This is a genomic window from Salegentibacter agarivorans (genome assembly GCF_900113135.1).
Classification (GTDB): Bacteria; Bacteroidota; Bacteroidia; order Flavobacteriales; family Flavobacteriaceae; genus Salegentibacter; species Salegentibacter agarivorans.
On sequence record NZ_FOOH01000009.1, the window covers coordinates 66,194 to 84,969 of the forward strand.

The window sequence follows — 18,776 nt, forward strand, 5'->3', positions numbered from 1 at the left end:
TTTTTGAAACTTTATGAAAAAGGGTTTTTACAACATACTACGGGCTAATTTTCTTATTAGCAGGGATGCGGTAAACAACTGGCGCTTTATAGTTTTTTGTACGCTGCTCGCTATTATTATGATTGCGAGTTCGCACAGTGCAGAAAGGAAGGTGCATAAAATTGCAAAACTTCATACAGAAGTAAGAGAATTAAAAAGTGAGTTTGTAGATCGCCGTTCAGCGCTTATGCGTATTAAAATGGAATCTACAATTACGCAAAAAATGAAAGATAGAGGTATTCTACCTTCCGAGAATCCTCCTTATAAAATAAAAGTGAATATAAAGGAGTAAATGGCTACATCTGAAAAAGGCATATTGAATAGATTATACGTGGTTGCGGCCTGTATGTTCATTTTCGCTGTGGGGGTGGGCGTGAAGCTGCTGGATATTCAGTTTGTAGAAGGAGATCATTACCGCAACCTGGCAGAAGAGCGCACGGTAAGAAGTTTTAAAATTCCCGCCAGCCGTGGAAATCTTTATGATGCCAAAGGCAATCTTTTAGCAACTTCAGTTCCTAAATACGATATCCGGTTTGATGCGGTTACCGTTTCAGATAAAAATTTCCAGGAAAATATAGTGCCTCTTTCCAATAGCCTAACCGAGATGTTTGGGAAATCTGCAGCATATTGGTCTCAATATTTAAGACAGGCAAGAGCTAACGGCCAGCGTTATTTAACTATTGCAAAAAATCTTGGCTATTCAGAATATATGAAAGTGAAAAGCTTTCCTATGTTCAATTTGGGAACTTACCGAGGTGGAATGATTGTAGAGCAAAGAACAGTTCGGGAGCATCCACTTGGAAAAATGGGAGAGCGTACGGTTGGTTACGAACGCCAGGATGAGAATGGCTATTTTACCCGTGTAGGACTGGAAGGTGCTTTTAGTTCTTATTTAAGAGGAACAGATGGCCGTAGATTAAAACAAAAAATTGCCAAAGGCCAGTGGAAACCTATAAGTGATAATAATGAGGTAGAGCCTAAAGATGGTTATGATGTGATCTCTACTATAGATGTGAATATTCAGGATATTGCGCACCACGCTTTACTGAAGCAACTTGAATATTTTGAAGCAGATCACGGTACTGTAGTGGTTATGGAAACCAAAACCGGTGAGATCAAAGCAATGTCTAATCTTGGTCGGACTGAAACAGGGACTTATTTTGAAAAAAGAAATTATGCGGTTTACGAGTCGCACGAGCCAGGCTCTACATTTAAGCTAATGGCCATGACCGCCGCTTTAGAAGATGGCGTGATAGATACCAGCTCGGTTATAGATACTGAAAATGGTGTGGTACGATATTATGGAAGGCCGGTAAGGGATTCGCGTCACGGTGGCTATGGAAAGATATCTGCGGCCAAGGCATTTGAGGTTTCTTCCAATACAGCATTCACTAAAATTATTACTGAAGGTTATAAAGACAATCCGGCCAAATTTGTAGATAAGTTATACGATATGGGCTTAAATAGTAAAATTGGCCTGGATATAAAAGGAGAAGGATCGCCTAGAATTCCTCATCCTAAAGATAAAAACTGGAATGGTTTAAGCCTCCCCTGGATGGCCTTTGGCTATGGAGTTTCCATTACACCTTTGCAAACTCTGAACTTTTACAATGCTATTGCCAATAATGGGGAAATGGTAAAGCCGCGGTTTATTAAAGAGGTAAAAGAGTGGGACAAAAGTATTTTAAAGGTTGAACGTGAGGTGATGAATCCTAGAATTTGTTCTCCCGAAACTGCTAAAAAACTTCAAAAAATGATGCAGCAAACTGTAGAAAAAGGTACAGCTGCAAATATTTATACGCCAAACTTTTCTATGGCCGGAAAAACAGGAACCTGTCAGGTAGAATACTGGATTGAACCGGGAAGATATATCTCTTCTTTCGCGGGATATTTTCCAGCTGAAGATCCTAAATATTCCTGTATTGTGATTATTCATAAACCGAAAAGGAGTAAAGGATATTATGGAAATATCGTTGCCGCACCGGTTTTTAAACAAATCGCCCAAAAGATTTATACCGATACCCCGGTAATGGATACCCTGCCTTCCCTCGATATTCAGAATGATAAAGTGACAGACGATTTTGATGCATATTTTGCGAAAATTGATAATGAGAAAATAGTAATGCCAGATGTGACCGGGATGCCGGCTATGGATGCTGTTTCGCTTTTAGAAAACCTTGGTTTAAAAGTCAATTTCAATGGCACCGGAAAAGTTAACGGACAATCAATTACGGCAGGGCAGAAAATAAAAACTAATCAACAAGTAAATTTAAATATAGGTTGAGAGTCTTAAAAGACATATTATATAAAGTACAGATCGATGCCGTGGTTGGAAATACTTCGGTAACTATAAATAAGCTTCAGTTTGATTCAAGAAAGGTTGAATTAAACGATGCTTTTGTAGCTATTCGGGGTAGTATCTCAGATGGGCATAACTTCATTGAGCAGGCTATAAATCAGGGCGCACTCGCGGTTATTTGTGAAGAATTTCCGAAGGAAATTGTAAATGGAATAACCTATATAAAAGTAGAAAATGCCCAACAGGCTTTAGCTTTTATGGCTGCAAATTATTACGATAATCCTTCAGAAAAATTAAAACTTGTAGGTGTTACCGGGACCAACGGAAAAACTACGATTGCTACACTTTTATATAATTTATTTACAAAAGCAGGTTTTAAAGTCGGTTTACTCTCTACGGTAAAAGTAATGGTTGCTGAAAACACTTATGATGCAGTGAGAACCACTCCAGATTCTATTACCATCAATAAGTATTTAAAGCAGATGAATGATGAAGGTGTGGAGTTTTGCTTTATGGAAGTGAGCTCGCACGGGATAGATCAGCATAGAACCACCGCCCTGGAATTTGCCGGCGGAATTTTCACCAATCTTAGCCACGATCATTTAGATTATCACAGCAGTTTCGCTGAATACCGCGATGTAAAAAAGCGGTTTTTCGATGAATTACCGGCTTCAGCATTTGCGCTAACCAATACCGATGATAAGAATGGGCAGATAATGCTTCAGAATACTAGAGCTCAAAAATATACTTACGCCCTAAAATCTTACGCCGATTATAAAGCGCAAATTCTTGAAAATTCTTTCACTGGATTATTGCTGAAAGTAAACGACCAGGAATTATGGACACGCCTCATAGGAAGCTTCAACGCTTACAATGTTTTGGCTATTTATGCTACGGCAGAACTTTTAGGCCTTGAAAATCTGGAAAGTTTAAAGATTATTAGTGAGTTAAATTCGGTTAGTGGAAGGTTTCAATATATCATTTCAAAAGAAGAGAAAATTACGGCGATCGTAGATTACGCCCACACGCCAGATGCTTTAAAAAATGTTCTGGAAACCATAAATAGCATTCGTACAAAAAACGAGGAGCTTATTACGGTTGTAGGCTGCGGCGGAGATCGCGATAAATCTAAAAGGCCAAAAATGGGTCATATTGCTTCGGCTTTAAGTACTAAAGTGATATTTACCAGTGATAACCCGAGAACTGAAGATCCCGATAAAATTATTGAGGATGTAGAAGCCGGGGTTGAACCGCAGAATTTTAAGAAAATTATGTCGGTAACCAATAGAAAACAGGCAATTAAAACTGCCTGCCAAATGGCCGGTGAAAACGACATTATTTTAATCGCAGGTAAGGGTCACGAGACCTATCAGGAGGTAAATGGAGAGCGTAAAGATTTCGATGACCTTAAGATAGTGACCGAATTTTTGAAACAATTAAATAAGTAAGCCCACTTTTTCCACTGGAAGAATAACCAGAAAATATGTTATACTATTTATTTCAATATTTAGATGCAGAATACCAGGTGCCCGGGGCGCGCTTGTTTGAGTACATTTCCTTTAGATCGGCGATGGCTATAATCCTTTCTTTGGCTATTTCTACGATCTACGGAAAAAGAATAATCAATTATTTACAGGCAAAACAGGTTGGGGAAAGTGTACGAGATTTAGGACTTAGAGGACAAAGCGAAAAAGCGGGTACACCAACTATGGGCGGGGTTATTATAATCTTCGCCACGCTAATTCCTGTTTTACTCTTTGCTAAATTGGAGAATATTTATGTAATCCTGCTTATAGTAACCACCCTTTGGATGGGAGCTATAGGTTTTATAGACGATTACATTAAAACATTTAAAAAGGATAAAGAAGGCCTGCAGGGGAAATTTAAAATCCTGGGGCAGGTTGGCCTGGGAATAATTGTAGGTGGCACTTTGTATCTGCATCCGGGAGTTACCGTAAAAGAAGAAACAAATGAGCCGGCGCCAGAGCAACAAGAGCTGGTAGATAGCTTTCAGAATATTAGGGAAATGGGCCCGGAAATTAAAACTACCACTACCACAATTCCTTTTGTGAAAAATAACGAGTTCGATTATTCCAGCTTGATTAGTTGGATAAATCCTGCTTTGGCAAATTATGCCTGGTTAATCTTTATTCCAATCGTAATATTTATTGTGACTGCAGTTTCCAATGGCGCCAATTTGACCGATGGAATAGATGGTCTCGCCGCTGGTTCTTCGGCAATAATTGTGCTCACGCTTGGGATATTTGCCTGGGTTTCGGGTAACATAATTTTTTCAGATTATCTCAATATAATGTACATCCCGCGATCTGGTGAGATGACGATTTTTATAAGTGCTTTTGCGGGTGCTTTGGTCGGATTTTTATGGTACAACACTTATCCTGCACAGGTTTTTATGGGCGATACTGGTAGTTTAACTATTGGTGGAATTATAGCCGTACTCGCAATTGCCACAAGAAAAGAATTATTGATCCCCATTTTATGCGGAATCTTTTTAATGGAAAACCTATCGGTGGTTATGCAGGTAGCCTGGTTTAAGATTACCAAAAGAAAATATGGCGAAGGCCGAAGAATTTTCCTGATGTCTCCTTTACATCATCATTATCAGAAAAAAGGATACCACGAAAGTAAAATAGTAGTGCGCTTTTGGATTATTGGAATTTTTCTGGCCATTGTAACTATAATCACGCTAAAAGTAAGATAAGAAATAGTGAAAACTGAAACTCAAAATACTAACAATTCCGGTAAAAAACTGGTGATCCTTGGCGGCGGCGAAAGCGGTGCTGGGACTGCTATTTTAGGCGTGAAGGAAGGTTTTAAGGTTTTTGTTTCAGATAAAGGAAAAATAAAAGAAAAATATAAATCGGTTTTTGAAGAATTGAAGATCGATTGGGAAGAGGAAATTCATACTGAAGCTAAGATTTTAGATGCCGATGTAGTGATGAAAAGTCCCGGAATCCCGGAAACTGTTTCAATTGTAAAACAATTAGTAGAGAAAGGTATTCCGGTGATTTCAGAAATTGAATTTGCTGCCGCTTTTACTTCAGCAAAAATTATTGGGATTACAGGCAGCAACGGGAAAACCACCACTACAAAATTTGTGCACCATATTTTAAAAAATGCAGGCGTAAATGTGGGAATGGCAGGGAATGTAGGCGACAGCTTTGCAAAACAGGTCGCTGAAACAAATCCCGACTGGTTTGTGCTGGAATTAAGCAGTTTTCAATTAGACGGGATTAAAGAATTTAGGCCTGATATTTCGGTGTTAACCAATATCACGCCCGATCATTTAGATCGTTATGAACATAAACTGGAGAATTACGTTTTTTCAAAATTCAGGATTGCCGAAAATCAAACTAAAGATGATTTTTTTATCTACGATTTAGACGATGAAATTATCACAAACTGGTTGGATAGACACCCGGTAAAAGCGCAAAAATTACCGTTTTCCCTTCAGCAAAAAGTAGAAAATGGCTCATACATAGAGAACGAAAATATTATAGTTAATATAAAAAACAAACAATTTAATATGCCAACAACAAAATTAGGTTTACAGGGTAAACACAATACTAAAAATGCGATGGCTGCGGCCACTGTTTCCCAATTATTGCGAATTAGAAAAGAAACTATTCGTGAAAGTATGGAGAGTTTTCAGGGGGTAGAACACCGCCTGGAAAAAGTGCTGAAAATTAATAATGTTCAGTATATAAACGATTCTAAAGCAACTAATGTAAACGCAACTTTTTATGCTTTGGAAAGTATGGAAAGTGAAACCGTTTGGATTGTTGGAGGAGTAGATAAAGGAAATGTTTACGACGATCTTCTACCACTGGTAAATGAAAAAGTAAAAGCAATTATTTGCCTGGGAGTAGATAACCAAAAGCTAATGCAAAACTTTGGGAATTGTGTAGATACAATTGTTGAAACAGAATCTATGAAAGAAGCTGTAAGAATGGCTTATAGTCTCGCTGAAAGAGGAGATTCGGTTTTACTTTCTCCTGCCTGTGCAAGTTTTGACCTTTTTGAAAATTACGAAGACAGAGGACGTCAGTTTAAAGATGCCGTTAGAGATCTATAAAAAGAGCTTAGATCCTGAAACAAGTTCAGGATGAGGTTCGATAAAAGGAAATTAAAGAATTAAATGAGCAACATTTTTTCAAATCTTAAAGGCGATAAGGTTATCTGGGCTACGGCCGGGCTGTTGGCAATATTTTCATTTTTGCCGGTTTACAGTTCCAGTAGTAATCTTGCGTATTTATATGGAGATGGCAGCACTTTCCAGTATGTGGTGGTGCATTTCTTCCATTTGCTTTTAGGTTTTTGTTTGCTCTTTGCTGTACATAAAATTCCCTATCATTATTTCCGGGGGCTTTCCATCTTATTTTTGCCGGTTGTAATTGTGTTGTTAATTTATACGGTTGCCCAGGGAACAATGATAGACGGTGCTTATGCGAGTAGATGGATCCAAATTCCGGGCTTAGGGGTTTCGTTTCAGTCATCTACGTTGGCATCGGTAGTTTTAATGATTTATGTGGCGCGTTACCTCTCTAAAAAAACCAATGAGAATCTCACTTTTAAAGAGTCAATTTTACCGCTTTGGTTGCCTGTAGGAGTGGTATTATCCTTAATTTTGCCGGCCAATTTCTCCACAACTGCCATCGTTTTTTCTATGGTGCTGGTGTTGATGTTTTTAGGAGGATATCCAATAAAATACCTTGGAATTATTGTAGCGGCAGGTTTGATTTTGTTGACTATGTTTATTCTTACGGCTAAAGCTTTTCCGGGGCTTTTACCAAATAGGGTAGATACATGGGCAAGCCGAATTGAAAGTTTTTCTAACGATGAAGATACCGAAGCCGATTACCAGATTGAAAAAGCAAAAATTGCCATAGCCACTGGCGGAGTTGCAGGGACAGGAATTGGTAAAAGTGTGCAAAGAAATTTTTTACCTCAATCTTCTTCAGATTTTATCTACGCGATAATTGTTGAAGAAATGGGCTTAATAGGTGCCTTCGGAGTAATGTTGGCGTATTTGCTATTGCTTTTCCGGATTGTGATCGTAGCTACCAAGGCTAATACGATTTTTGGAAAACTACTGGTTATGGGAGTTGGTTTACCAATAATTTTCCAGGCATTGATAAATATGGGAGTTGCGGTAGAGTTATTTCCGGTTACAGGACAAACTTTGCCTTTAATAAGTAGCGGGGGAACTTCCATTTGGATGACCTGTATGGCACTTGGAATTATTTTAAGTGTAAGCGCCAAACGTGAGGAAATGAAAGAACGGGAAGAAGCTGAAAAGGAACTGGATAATGAAAATCCACTAGATATTTTAAGCGAAGCTATATAACCAGCATGATGCTGGACGAAAGAAATTGCGAAAGATATAAATGTAATTAAGTTCCAAAAATAGGGATGGAAATTTAAAAAAATGAAAAAGGATTTACGTGTAATATTATCTGGAGGCGGCACAGGCGGGCATATTTACCCGGCCATTGCTATTGCCCACGAGATAAAAACACGTTATCCTGAAGCCGAAATATTGTTTGTTGGTGCCAGTGACAGGATGGAAATGGAGAAAGTACCACAAGCCGGTTACAAAATAGAAGGTCTTTGGATTAGTGGAATTCAGCGAAAGTTAACGATGAGCAATCTAATGTTTCCGTTTAAGCTGTTAAGCAGTTTGGCGAAATCCAGAAGAATAATTAGGGAATTTAAACCAGATGTGGTGATTGGAACGGGCGGCTTTGCTAGCGGGCCATTACTAAAAGTGGCAAACTCGAATGGCATTCCAACTCTTATTCAAGAGCAGAATTCTTTTCCAGGAATAACCAATAAACTTTTGGCAAAACAGGCCGATAAGATTTGTGCCGCTTATGAAGAGGTTAAAAGATTTTTTCCTGCTGAAAAAACTGTAATTACCGGTAACCCGGTTAGACAGGATTTATTGAAAATTGACGAAAACAGGGAAAAAGCTCTTGCACATTTTGGTCTTGAAAAAGACAAGAAAGTAGTGCTGGTTTTAGGTGGGAGCCTTGGCGCAAGAAGAATAAATCAATTGGTGGAAGCCAATTTAGAAAGATTTAAAGAAGAAAATATTCAGCTTATCTGGCAAACCGGGAAGCTGTATTTCGAAGAATATAAAAAGTACAATTCAGGTTTGGTGCAAACGCATTTATTTCTGAATGAAATGAATTTGGCTTATGGCGCTGCAGATGTTATTATTTCAAGAGCTGGAGCGGGCACGGTTTCAGAATTAAGTATTGTGGGAAAACCGGTGCTTTTTGTTCCGTCCCCAAATGTAGCTGAAGACCACCAGGCCAAGAATGCAATGGCGGTAGTAAAGAAAAATGCCGCGATGATGTTGAAGGAAAATGAACTGGATGAAAAATTTGAGACCGAGTTTTTCGCATTAATGGCTTCCGAAGAGAAGCAAGAAGAACTGGGAGAAAATATTAAAAAACTGGCTTTGCCAAATGCAACCGCAAGGATTGTAGACGAAGTAGAGAAATTGATTAAGAAGTAAGCAAATCAGATTCTGAAATAATCCGAAAGATTGGGACAGAATGACGTGAGATTAAAATATAAATGCAGGATTTAAACCACATACGAAACATTTATTTTATCGGTATTGGCGGTATTGGGATGAGTGCGCTGGCGCGTTACTTTAAATTCTTGGGAAAAAATGTGGCCGGTTACGATAAAACTTCAACTTCACTTACCAGAACGCTGGAAGCTGAAGATATTGTTGTGGTTTATGATGAAAAAATGAAGTTGGTTCCAGCTGAATTTACAGATAAAGAAAATACGCTGGTTGTCTACACACCCGCGGTTCCTGCCGGTCACGAACAACTGGTTTACTTTAAGAATAATGATTTCAACCTAAAGAAAAGAGCCTCTGTGCTCGGATTAATTTCTAAAGGAAAAACCACTTTAGCGGTAGCTGGAACTCACGGTAAAACTACCACTACGGCAATTTTAGGGCATTTGCTTAAAGAAACCAATGCGAAAGTAACCGGATTCTTAGGTGGAATTAGTGAAGATATTCAAAGCAATTTAATCCTAAAAGGTGACGAAGTTATTGTAGTTGAAGCCGATGAATTTGATCGCTCATTTCTTCATCTTTCACCAAATATTGCAGCGGTAACCTCTATGGATGCCGATCATTTAGATATTTATGGCAAAAAAGAAGAGCTGGAAGATACCTTTAGGCAATTCGCAAAGCTAGTTCCTCAAAATGGAACTTTATTGGTGAAAAATGGCTTGCCGCTGGATGGAATTACTTTTGGAATAGAAGACAATGCCGATTATTCGGCTCAAAATATAAAGATCGAAAATGGAACGTATCATTTTGATCTAAAAACTCCTAACGGAGTTATTGAAGATTTTAAGTTTAATCTACCCGGCAAACACAATTTGCTAAATGCTATAACCGCCCTGGCGATGGCTATCCAATATGGATCCCCAATCCCCAGGCTATCCAGGGCGTTATATAGTTTTAAAGGTGTTAAACGTAGATTTTCTTATAAAATTAAGTCAGATAAGTTGGTGCTTATAGACGATTATGCACACCATCCGGCAGAGATCGCTGCGGTGAACCAGGCCATAAGGGAAATGCATCCCGGGAAGAAGGTTTTGGCAGTTTTTCAGCCGCATTTGTTCAGCAGAACGAAAGATTTTGTTGATGATTTTGCTGAAAGTCTGTCTTTATTTGATGAGTTGATGTTGCTGGATATTTATCCGGCGCGAGAATTGCCAATTGAAGGTGTTACTTCAGGCTGGCTACTGGAAAAAGTAAATAATAATTCAAAGAAATTAATTCAAAAAGAAAATATTATTGAAGAAGTAAAAAGATCAAATCCGGAAGTGGTGGTGCTAATGGGCGCAGGCAGTATTGGGGAAGAAGTGGAATCTATAAAAAATGGATTGCAGGATGAAGCTTAAGCTAAACTACATAAAACTGCCCGTTTTACTCCTTTTAGTGGGATTTCTGTTCGGTTTTGCAGAAAAACGGAATAATTCCCGAAAAGTGAGTGAGGTAAAAGTGCAATTTGTAACGGGTGAAAACCTGTATGTTACTGAGGAAGCGGTTAATAAGTTGTTGATACAAAATGATGTGGCCGCGGCGGGCATAGACAAAGAAATTTTAGATTTGAATAGGGTAGAGAGCCTGTTGAATAATCACGATATGATAGAAAATGCTGAAGCTTTTTTAAGTCTGGATGGGAAACTCCAAACTAAAATAAGTCAGCGTAAACCCATTGGTAGAATAGTGGGGAATTCTTCTTTTTATTTAGACAGGAATGGGCAGGTAATGCCGCTTTCACCATACTATGCTGCACGGGTACCACTGCTTATGGGAGTAGACTCCAGCAACGTAATTACAGCATATCCGCTGGTAGATTATATTCAGAAAGATGAATTTTTAACCCGACATATCACCGGTGTTAAACGTTTACCCGGAGATAAATTTGAACTGGAAATGAGAAAATTAGACTTTAAGGTGTATTTCGGCAAAGCCAATGATATAGCCTTAAAGTTCAATAATTTTAAAGCATTTTATAAAAAAGCTTTACAAGACGAGAAATTAGAGACCTACAAAAAAGTGAATTTACAATTTGGAGATCAGGTTGTTTGCACTAAAAAGTAAATTATGGAACACAACGAGATAGCCGTAGGATTAGATATTGGTACCACAAAAATTGTGGCCATGATTGGACGTAAGAACGAATATGGAAAGGTAGAGATCGTAGGTATTGGGAAATCCAAAAGCCTTGGTGTGCACCGCGGGGTGGTAAATAATATTACCCAAACTATTCAGTCTATACAGCAGGCTATTCAGGAAGCTGAGGCAGATTCAGGATTAAAAATTAGTGATGTAGTGGTTGGTATTGCCGGCCAGCATATAAGAAGCCTTCAACATAGCGATTATATTACCAGGCCAAACCCCGAAGAGGTGATTGATGCCGATGATATACATAGCCTTTGCAACCAGGTTCACAAATTGGTGATGTTGCCTGGTGAAGAGATTATTCACGTTTTACCTCAGGAATTCAAGGTAGACGGCCAGGCAGAGATCAAGGAACCTATTGGAATGTATGGCGGGAGGTTAGAAGCTAATTTCCACGTAGTGGTTGGCCAGGTTTCTTCCATTAGAAACATTGGAAGATGTGTGAAAAGCGCCGGATTAGAACTTTCGGCAGTGACTTTAGAACCATTGGCTTCAGCTAATGCCGTATTGAGTCAGGAAGAAAAAGAAGCAGGGGTGGCACTTATAGATATAGGTGGTGGTACTACCGATTTAGCCATTTTTAAAGACGGAATAATTAGACATACCGCCGTAATTCCTTTTGGGGGAAATGTAATTACCGAAGACATTAAAGAAGGATGTTCAATTATAGAAAAACAGGCAGAATTGCTTAAGATTAAGTTTGGATCTGCCTGGCCTGGAGAAAATAAAGACAATGAGATTGTTTCCATTCCCGGTTTACGCGGAAGGGAACCTAAGGAAATCACCTTAAAGAACCTTTCAAAAATTATCCACGCTCGTGTAGTTGAAATTATTGAGCAGGTTTACCTGGAAATTAAAAACTACGGGCACGAAGAACAAAAGAAGAAGTTAATTGCCGGAATGGTCTTAACAGGTGGTGGAGCACAGTTGAAGCATATTAAACAACTTGCCGAATATATTACCGGGATGGATACCAGAATTGGATATCCTAACGAGCACCTTGCAGGAAATAACGATACCGAAACTACCAGCCCGGTTTATGCCACAGCGGTAGGATTGGTAATGAATAGCCTGGAACACGGTGAAAAGAAGTTTCAAGAAGAAGTTGTGCTAAAAAGCAAAGAAGAAAGAGAAAGAGAAGAAGAGGAGTTGCAGAAAGATTTTGAGCAAAATCCACCGGAAGGTGAAGATTTGAGGCAGGATCCCGAAGCTTCAAAAAGACCGCCCAAAAAGAGCATTTTTGATAAATGGGCAGAGAAGTTTAAAGATTTTTTAGATAACGCAGAGTAAATACCTCGAGGTAATCCTACGAGGAATAGAATTAAAAAGTAAAAACATTTCAACGTAAGCGTTGAAGCATATTAAATCTCACTTAGTGAGTAAAAGAGAGAACCAGTAAAACAGAATTTATGAGCAGTACAGAATTCGACAACATTGCATTCGATTTGCCAAAGAATCAATCGAACGTCATTAAGGTTATTGGTGTAGGTGGTGGAGGCAGCAATGCTATAAACCACATGTTCCAGTTAGGAATTAAAGGAGTAGATTTCGTGGTTTGCAATACCGATGCACAAGCCCTTGATAATAGTCCCGTTCCTAACAAAATACAATTAGGTGTAAGCCTAACCGAAGGATTAGGAGCCGGTGCTAACCCGTTAATTGGGGAGCAGGCAGCCGTAGAAAGTTTTGATGAAATTAAACAAATGCTTGATGTAAATACCAAGATGGTATTTATCACCGCAGGTATGGGAGGTGGTACCGGTACAGGGGCAGCCCCTGTTATTGCGAAACAGGCAAAAGATATGGATATCCTTACCGTTGGGATCGTGACCATTCCTTTTCAGTTTGAAGGGAAAATGAGGAACGAGCAAGCCCAACTTGGGGTAGAAAAACTTAGAAGTCACGTAGATTCCTTAATCGTGATCAATAATAATAAACTTCGGGAAGTTTATGGGAACCTTGGTTTTAAAGCCGGTTTCTCTAAAGCCGATGAGGTTTTAGCTACCGCTTCAAGGGGTATTGCTGAAGTAATTACCCATCACTACACGCAAAATATTGACCTTAGGGATGCTAAGACGGTATTAAGTAACAGTGGAACAGCAATTATGGGATCGGCCCAGGCCACTGGTGCAACCAGGGCTCAGGATGCTATAAGTAAAGCATTGGATTCTCCTTTATTAAACGATAATAAGATTACCGGTGCCCAAAACGTATTACTGCTAATTGTTTCGGGTGGCGAGGAAATTACTATTGATGAGATTGGAGAAATCAATGACCATATCCAGGCAGAAGCCGGGCACAGCGCCAATATTATTATGGGTGTTGGTGAAGATGAAGCTTTAGATGATGCAATTTCAGTAACAATTATCGCTACGGGGTTTAACGTAGAGCAACAAAACGAAATTGTAAATACCGAAACCAAAAAGATTATCCACACGCTGGAGGATGATCAAAAAGCTGAACAAAAATTAGATCCTAAGAAAAGAGGTTTTTATCCAAAACACAATCAACAGGTTGAAGAACCAAAACAGGAAGAAGAATCAAATACACCGGAGCCTGATAATACCATTGTACACACATTGGACGATAGTGTAGAAGAAGTAGACGAGGTCGGGAATATTCAGGTAAAGGAAGACGAGCTTTACAAAACGCCAAAATCAGCGCGGGATATGGAAGTTTCTTATGAAGAAATAAATCCTGATGATTTTATAATTAATGATACTTCAGAAGAAATTAAATCTATGGAAGTGAATGAGCCTGAAGAGGTTCAAAATGATAATGAAGAGCAAATAATGTTCACTTTCGATTTTCCTATAAATCAGGAGAAAAGAGAGGAACCAAAAAAGGAACAAGCAAAACGGGAAGATCCTAAAGCTCAAACTCAACAGCCAAAACCAGAGCAAAAGGAAATTAGACATCAGCTTGAAGAAGATGAGTCTAAGAATATTGAAGTGAACGAACCGGTAGAAATCGTACCGGTAACCGAGAGTTCTACTCGTGGAGTGAAACGTTACAGCCTGGACGATTATATGGAATTTGAGCAATCTTTAGACAGGTCTAAACCACAAACTAAGAAGAAAGAGGAGCCAAAGGATGAAACCATTGCTTTTGAAAAGAAAACGGTAAAACCCGAACCTCAAACTCCTGAAAAGAAACAGGAAGAAAATGAAGGCGAAGAAGACCCGTTTAATAATCCTATTTCTGAAGTTTTAATTGAGCGTGCTGCCGAGCGTAGGGCGAAAATGAAAGAATTTAATTACAAGTTTAGAAGTAATGCCGCCCAAATTGATGAAATTGAAAAACAACCTGCTTACAAAAGACAGGGCGTAGACCTGGATAAAAATCAACCGGGAGAAGGAAAATTATCGCGCACTACCTTAGGGAAAGACGATAATGATGATCTTCATTTTAGAAGAAACAATTCTTTTTTACACGATAATGTAGACTAACACCAATCTTTTTTATATTACTGTTCATAAAAAAAGGTGCCTCGCAATGGGCACCTTTTTTGATTTTATAAAACCTCTTATTTAAGTTTTTTTCTCGGCTTCAATATCTTCGGTATCCTTTCTTCTTTTAATGAGAGAAATTCCTGAAATAAAGAAAATAAAACCAATAATGGCCAGCGCCCAGGGGCTTAACATAAGAGCAATACTTCCAAAAATTCCCAGAATTCCCATTACCAGTGCAATAGCACCGCCAACAGTTAAGATAATTCCTAAGACTTTAATCATAACTAAAATGTTTTGGTTAGGAGATTAAAGGTAACCAAATGTTTGAAAATCAAAGCGCGATTAACATTTCTTAAAGAAACGAGCTTAATGGTTAAGGTTTAGAAATCCACTTTTCTATTTCTAAAATTGCATCGGCTTCATCGCCCCAGCCTTTAATTTCTAAAACCTGGGATTTATCGTAATAAGTAAACCAGCTTTCCAGGATCTTAATTACTTCAGGATAATTTGAACTGAAGGTTTTATAATTTTCAACATTAATAATTTGATCTTTTATTTGGGCCGGAATAGCAATAACTTTATAATCAAATTCATTTTCGTCTATTAGCTTGAGCACCGCAATAGGGATAATTTCTATAATACTACCCGTTTTTTGACTTTCGCCAAGTACCAACACGTCTACCGCATCACCATCACCTCCTTTCCTGGGATCAGAAAATGTTGAAGGAATAAACCCATAATTCCCTGGGTAAGGCAGAAAGTTTATAATACGATCTTTACCATCTCTTTGGTCTACCAAAAATTTCTTTTGGGTTTTATGGTATTCAATCTTTTTATTGGTTCCCGCCGGGATTTCAATTACTGCCTGGTAATTTCCATTACTGGTTTTGGTTGGTAATTTCCCCAAATCTTTTGAGGTTTTACAGGCTGAAAAAATTAGAAATAATCCTAAATAAATACCGAAGGGAAAAATTTTCATTTTCTAAATTTTAGTCCCAGTAAATCATAAAATACTTGATCCTGGCCTCGTCTGGAATTTGTGACGCCCTAATTTTGGAATCGGTATCATACCTTAAATCTGAAGGTAGTTCCTTTTTGTCTATAGTGATATAAGCGTTTATCTCATCTAAAAAAACCACTGCCGCGTTAAGGGTATTTTCAATTCTGGAAATATTATAATCTTTCATAATATCTTTAAATGTACTCGCCGTACTTAAGCCGCTTTTGGTTTCATACCTTGGGTCAAGAACTCTTATGTAGCCAATAGTGCTGGTAGAATCAAATTCCTGCAGTGGTTCTAAGATCATTAAGGGTTTGCCTCCTTTTTCAAAAACTTTAATCTCACTGGTAGCCCGAAATTCTTCGGCGCCACTTTTTTGTTTAACAAGAGAATCTTCAGAAAACAGGGAATCTAACTGATTAATTTTAATATCCCGGTTTACTGGCCCCACCTGGTTAGCGGTAATTAAAAAAGGATTGTCTTCATCTTTTTGGCAGGAGGTTAAACCTAAAGTTAAACCAAGAATAAGTAGCAAAGATTTTTTCATTTTTTAGATTGAATATTGATGATATTTATTTTAATAATTTGTTGAGTACGCCCATAACGCCTCTAATAAATGTTGCGCTGGTAAGCACTTTAATTACTGCTCCCTGGGTTTTGCCAGAGGTTTTACGGGAAGTTTTACTACTGGCTTTTTCCCGTTCTAAAGCTTCAGCTTCAGCCTTTTCTTTGGCTTCTTTAGCTTCAGCTTCTTCTATTTTTTTATTTAGAAGTTCGTATGCACTCTCACGATCTATTTCCTCGTTATATTTTGGACGTAATTTAGATTGAAAAATAAGTTCTTCCAGTTCAGTATCAGTTAAAATATCCATCCTGCTCATTGGTGCTCTTAACATGGTGGCAGCAAGGGCAGAAGGTCTTCCTTTCTCGTCTAATGCCGAAACCAGCGCCTCACCAATACCTAACGAGGTAAGCTGGTTTTTGGTATCGTAATATTCAGAAATTGGATAATTTTCAGCCGATAATTTTATCGCTTTTCGGTCTTTGGCGGTAAATGCTCTTAATGCATGCTGAATTTTTAAACCCAGTTGGCCCAATACTTGGGAAGGTACATCGGTGGGGTTTTGAGTGACAAAGTAAAGCCCTACGCCTTTAGACCTAATTAACTTTACAATACTTTCAATTTGATCCAGCAACGCGCCTGAAGCTTCTTTAAAAATAAGATGGGCTTCATCAATAAATAAAACCAGTTTTGGCTTGTCGCTGTCGCCTTCTTCGGGGAAAGTGGTGTAGATCTCTGCGAGTAAACTCAACATAAATGTTGAAAATAACTTCGGCCTATCCTGAATATCGGTAAGTCGCATGATATTTACATAACCGTGGCCATTTTCGTCTTTCCTGGTAAGATCGGTTACGTTAAAAGAACGTTCCCCGAAAAAGCGTTCGGCTCCCTGCTGTTCAAGGGCTACAATTTTTCTAAGAATAGCACCGGTGGATGCGCTTGAAATTCTTCCGTATTCGTTTTCTATATTTTCGCGACCTTCATTAGTAACATACTGAAGCATTTTTTTAAGATCCTTCAGGTCTAATAATGGTAAGTGATGATCGTCGCAGTATTTAAAAATGATAGCGAGAATTCCTTCCTGGGTTGGGGTAACATCTAAAATTCGAGATAAAAGAATAGGACCAAATTCACTGACCGTGGCCCTTAAACGAACACCATCCTGTTCTGAAATTGTAAGAAATTCAACGGGTGATTTTGAAGCTTCAAACGGAAAACCTATTTTTTGATGTCTTTCATGTAAAAATTCTTCTCCGGCTGATGGTTTGGCGATCCCACTAAGGTCTCCCTTTACATCCATCAATAAAACCGGGACACCCTTTTGCGAAAGGTTTTCAGCAAGAATTTGCAATGTTTTAGATTTTCCTGTTCCTGTTGCTCCGGCGATTAATCCGTGGCGGTTCATGGTTTTTAGCGGGATTTTAACCGCCGCATCGGCGAAAGTTTCACCATCTAGCATTGCCGCACCTAAATGAATAAAATCTCCTTTTGGTTGGTAGGCATTGCGAATATGATCTACAAATTCTTGTTTTTTATCCACGTTTCAAATTTCCTTAAAAATAAGAATTGTTGCGAATAATTGCCGGTTTTCAGTCAATTTACTTTTAAATCTCAGGTTATTTTACGGGGTTTTCTAAAAGTTCTATACTTCCGTTTGTAGCGTTTATCTTCGCTTTCAATCCGTTAGGAACGGTAATGTTATCGTCTATATGGCCAATCATCGCTCCAGAAAAAGCAGGAATATGTAAAGGTTTTATGTAATGATCCATAACTTCTTCCATAGTTAGAGAACCATAACCTGAGCCGCCGGGATTGCAGCTGGTGCATTTTCCAAAGACAAATCCGCTTATTTTATCCAGAACTCCTCCCAATTGTAACTGGCTCATCATCCTGTCTACAGCATAAATTTGTTCGCCAACATCTTCTAAATATAAAATATTGTTTTTCCAATTTGTAGGAAAATATTCCGATCCCATAATTCCGGTAAGAACCGAAAGATTTCCGCCTATAAGTCGGCCGGTGGCTTCGCCGGGTTGAATAGTTCTAATGCGGTTTTTAGTTTGGGCCAGGTTATCACCTTTGTTCTTAGGATTTGTAAAATTGATTTTTTCGTTATCGAATAACAAACGTTTAAAATGATCAAAACTAAAAGAATTCCAGGTAGAAACCGCCAATGGTCCATGATAAGTAACGAGTCCGGTTTTTTCGAAAATCGCCAGGTGTAAGGCCGTAATATCGCTGTAGCCAATAAAAATTTTTGGATTGTTTTTTATCAATTCATAATCTAATTTATCCAGGATTCTCGCCGCGCCAGATCCTCCACGAAGGGCCATTACGGCCTGAATATTTTCGTCGCGAAACATGTTATTGAGTTCTTCGGCCCGTTCTTCATCGGTTCCTGCCAGGTGGCCATAGCTACTTTTTACGAATTTGCCGAATTTCACTTTTAAGCCCATAGCTTCCAAACTTTCTTTAGCAATTTCGTAGGGTTCGGTTTCAAAAATAGCGCTAGACGGACTTACAACGCCAACCGTATCTCCTTCTTTTAATCCCTGCGGAATTATCACCGAATTATTTGAAAGCTTAATTTTATCAATTTCAGTAAAATTAGCCAGCGGAAAAGCTAAGCTCCCAATTCCTATATTTTGAATGAATTTTCTACGTTGCATGTATGA

Annotated in this window: 16 protein-coding genes; 11 read left to right on the plus strand and 5 right to left on the minus strand. The window is 38.6% G+C overall.

The window, feature by feature from the left end:
• Positions 1-13: 13 nt before the first annotated feature.
• From BM084_RS08410 to ftsZ, 11 genes are all read left to right on the plus strand, one after another.
• A complete protein-coding gene (locus BM084_RS08410; RefSeq protein ID WP_075324909.1) occupies positions 14-331 on the plus strand; it encodes an FtsL-like putative cell division protein in 318 nt (105 codons plus the stop codon).
• Entirely contained in the window at positions 332-2,323 is a 1,992-nt protein-coding gene (locus BM084_RS08415; RefSeq protein WP_075324908.1) for a penicillin-binding protein, read from the plus strand. It abuts the gene before it with no gap.
• Positions 2,320-3,786, plus strand: a complete 1,467-nt coding sequence (locus BM084_RS08420) for a UDP-N-acetylmuramoyl-L-alanyl-D-glutamate--2,6-diaminopimelate ligase (protein WP_075324907.1) — start codon at positions 2,320-2,322, stop codon at positions 3,784-3,786. The genes BM084_RS08415 and BM084_RS08420 overlap by 4 nt, the downstream gene beginning before the upstream one ends.
• A 35-nt stretch (positions 3,787-3,821) precedes the next feature.
• Entirely contained in the window at positions 3,822-5,060 is a 1,239-nt protein-coding gene (mraY, locus tag BM084_RS08425; protein ID WP_075324906.1) for a phospho-N-acetylmuramoyl-pentapeptide-transferase, read from the plus strand.
• A 6-nt stretch (positions 5,061-5,066) separates the two neighbouring features.
• Entirely contained in the window at positions 5,067-6,434 is a 1,368-nt protein-coding gene (murD, locus tag BM084_RS08430) for a UDP-N-acetylmuramoyl-L-alanine--D-glutamate ligase (protein ID WP_075324905.1), read from the plus strand.
• A 63-nt stretch (positions 6,435-6,497) separates the two neighbouring features.
• Complete coding sequence (locus BM084_RS08435) at positions 6,498-7,706, plus strand: FtsW/RodA/SpoVE family cell cycle protein (protein ID WP_075324904.1); 1,209 nt, start codon at positions 6,498-6,500, stop codon at positions 7,704-7,706.
• Positions 7,707-7,787: 81 nt separating this feature from the next.
• Positions 7,788-8,882 (plus strand): undecaprenyldiphospho-muramoylpentapeptide beta-N-acetylglucosaminyltransferase, encoded by a 1,095-nt coding sequence (gene murG, locus BM084_RS08440; RefSeq protein ID WP_075324903.1) that lies wholly within the window; start codon positions 7,788-7,790, stop codon positions 8,880-8,882.
• Positions 8,883-8,944: 62 nt separating this feature from the next.
• Positions 8,945-10,300, plus strand: a complete 1,356-nt coding sequence (gene murC / locus BM084_RS08445; RefSeq protein ID WP_075324902.1) for a UDP-N-acetylmuramate--L-alanine ligase — start codon at positions 8,945-8,947, stop codon at positions 10,298-10,300.
• A complete protein-coding gene (locus BM084_RS08450; RefSeq protein ID WP_075324901.1) occupies positions 10,290-11,006 on the plus strand; it encodes a cell division protein FtsQ/DivIB in 717 nt (238 codons plus the stop codon). Before murC ends, BM084_RS08450 begins: the two co-directional genes overlap by 11 nt.
• A 3-nt stretch (positions 11,007-11,009) precedes the next feature.
• Complete coding sequence (gene ftsA, locus BM084_RS08455; RefSeq protein ID WP_075324900.1) at positions 11,010-12,377, plus strand: cell division protein FtsA; 1,368 nt, start codon at positions 11,010-11,012, stop codon at positions 12,375-12,377.
• 119 nt (positions 12,378-12,496) lie between these two features.
• A complete protein-coding gene (gene ftsZ / locus BM084_RS08460; protein ID WP_075324899.1) occupies positions 12,497-14,536 on the plus strand; it encodes a cell division protein FtsZ in 2,040 nt (679 codons plus the stop codon).
• 81 nt (positions 14,537-14,617) lie between these two features.
• Here ftsZ and BM084_RS08465 read toward each other — a convergent pair whose 3' ends face one another.
• The 5 genes from BM084_RS08465 to BM084_RS08485 form a co-directional block, all read right to left on the minus strand.
• On the minus strand, positions 14,618-14,821 hold the full coding sequence (locus BM084_RS08465) for a hypothetical protein (protein WP_075324898.1): 204 nt from the start codon (positions 14,819-14,821) through the stop codon (positions 14,618-14,620).
• Between the two features lie 91 nt (positions 14,822-14,912).
• The gene (locus BM084_RS08470) at positions 14,913-15,518 is read right to left on the minus strand and encodes an inorganic diphosphatase (protein WP_245764358.1); all 606 of its coding nucleotides are present in this window, start codon (positions 15,516-15,518) and stop codon (positions 14,913-14,915) included.
• A gap of 10 nt (positions 15,519-15,528) precedes the next feature.
• Complete coding sequence (locus tag BM084_RS08475) at positions 15,529-16,086, minus strand: hypothetical protein (RefSeq protein ID WP_075324896.1); 558 nt, start codon at positions 16,084-16,086, stop codon at positions 15,529-15,531.
• A gap of 25 nt (positions 16,087-16,111) precedes the next feature.
• On the minus strand, positions 16,112-17,641 hold the full coding sequence (locus BM084_RS08480) for a helicase HerA-like domain-containing protein (RefSeq protein WP_075324895.1): 1,530 nt from the start codon (positions 17,639-17,641) through the stop codon (positions 16,112-16,114).
• A gap of 76 nt (positions 17,642-17,717) precedes the next feature.
• The gene (locus BM084_RS08485; RefSeq protein WP_093304277.1) at positions 17,718-18,770 is read right to left on the minus strand and encodes a S66 peptidase family protein; all 1,053 of its coding nucleotides are present in this window, start codon (positions 18,768-18,770) and stop codon (positions 17,718-17,720) included.
• Positions 18,771-18,776 lie beyond the last annotated feature (6 nt).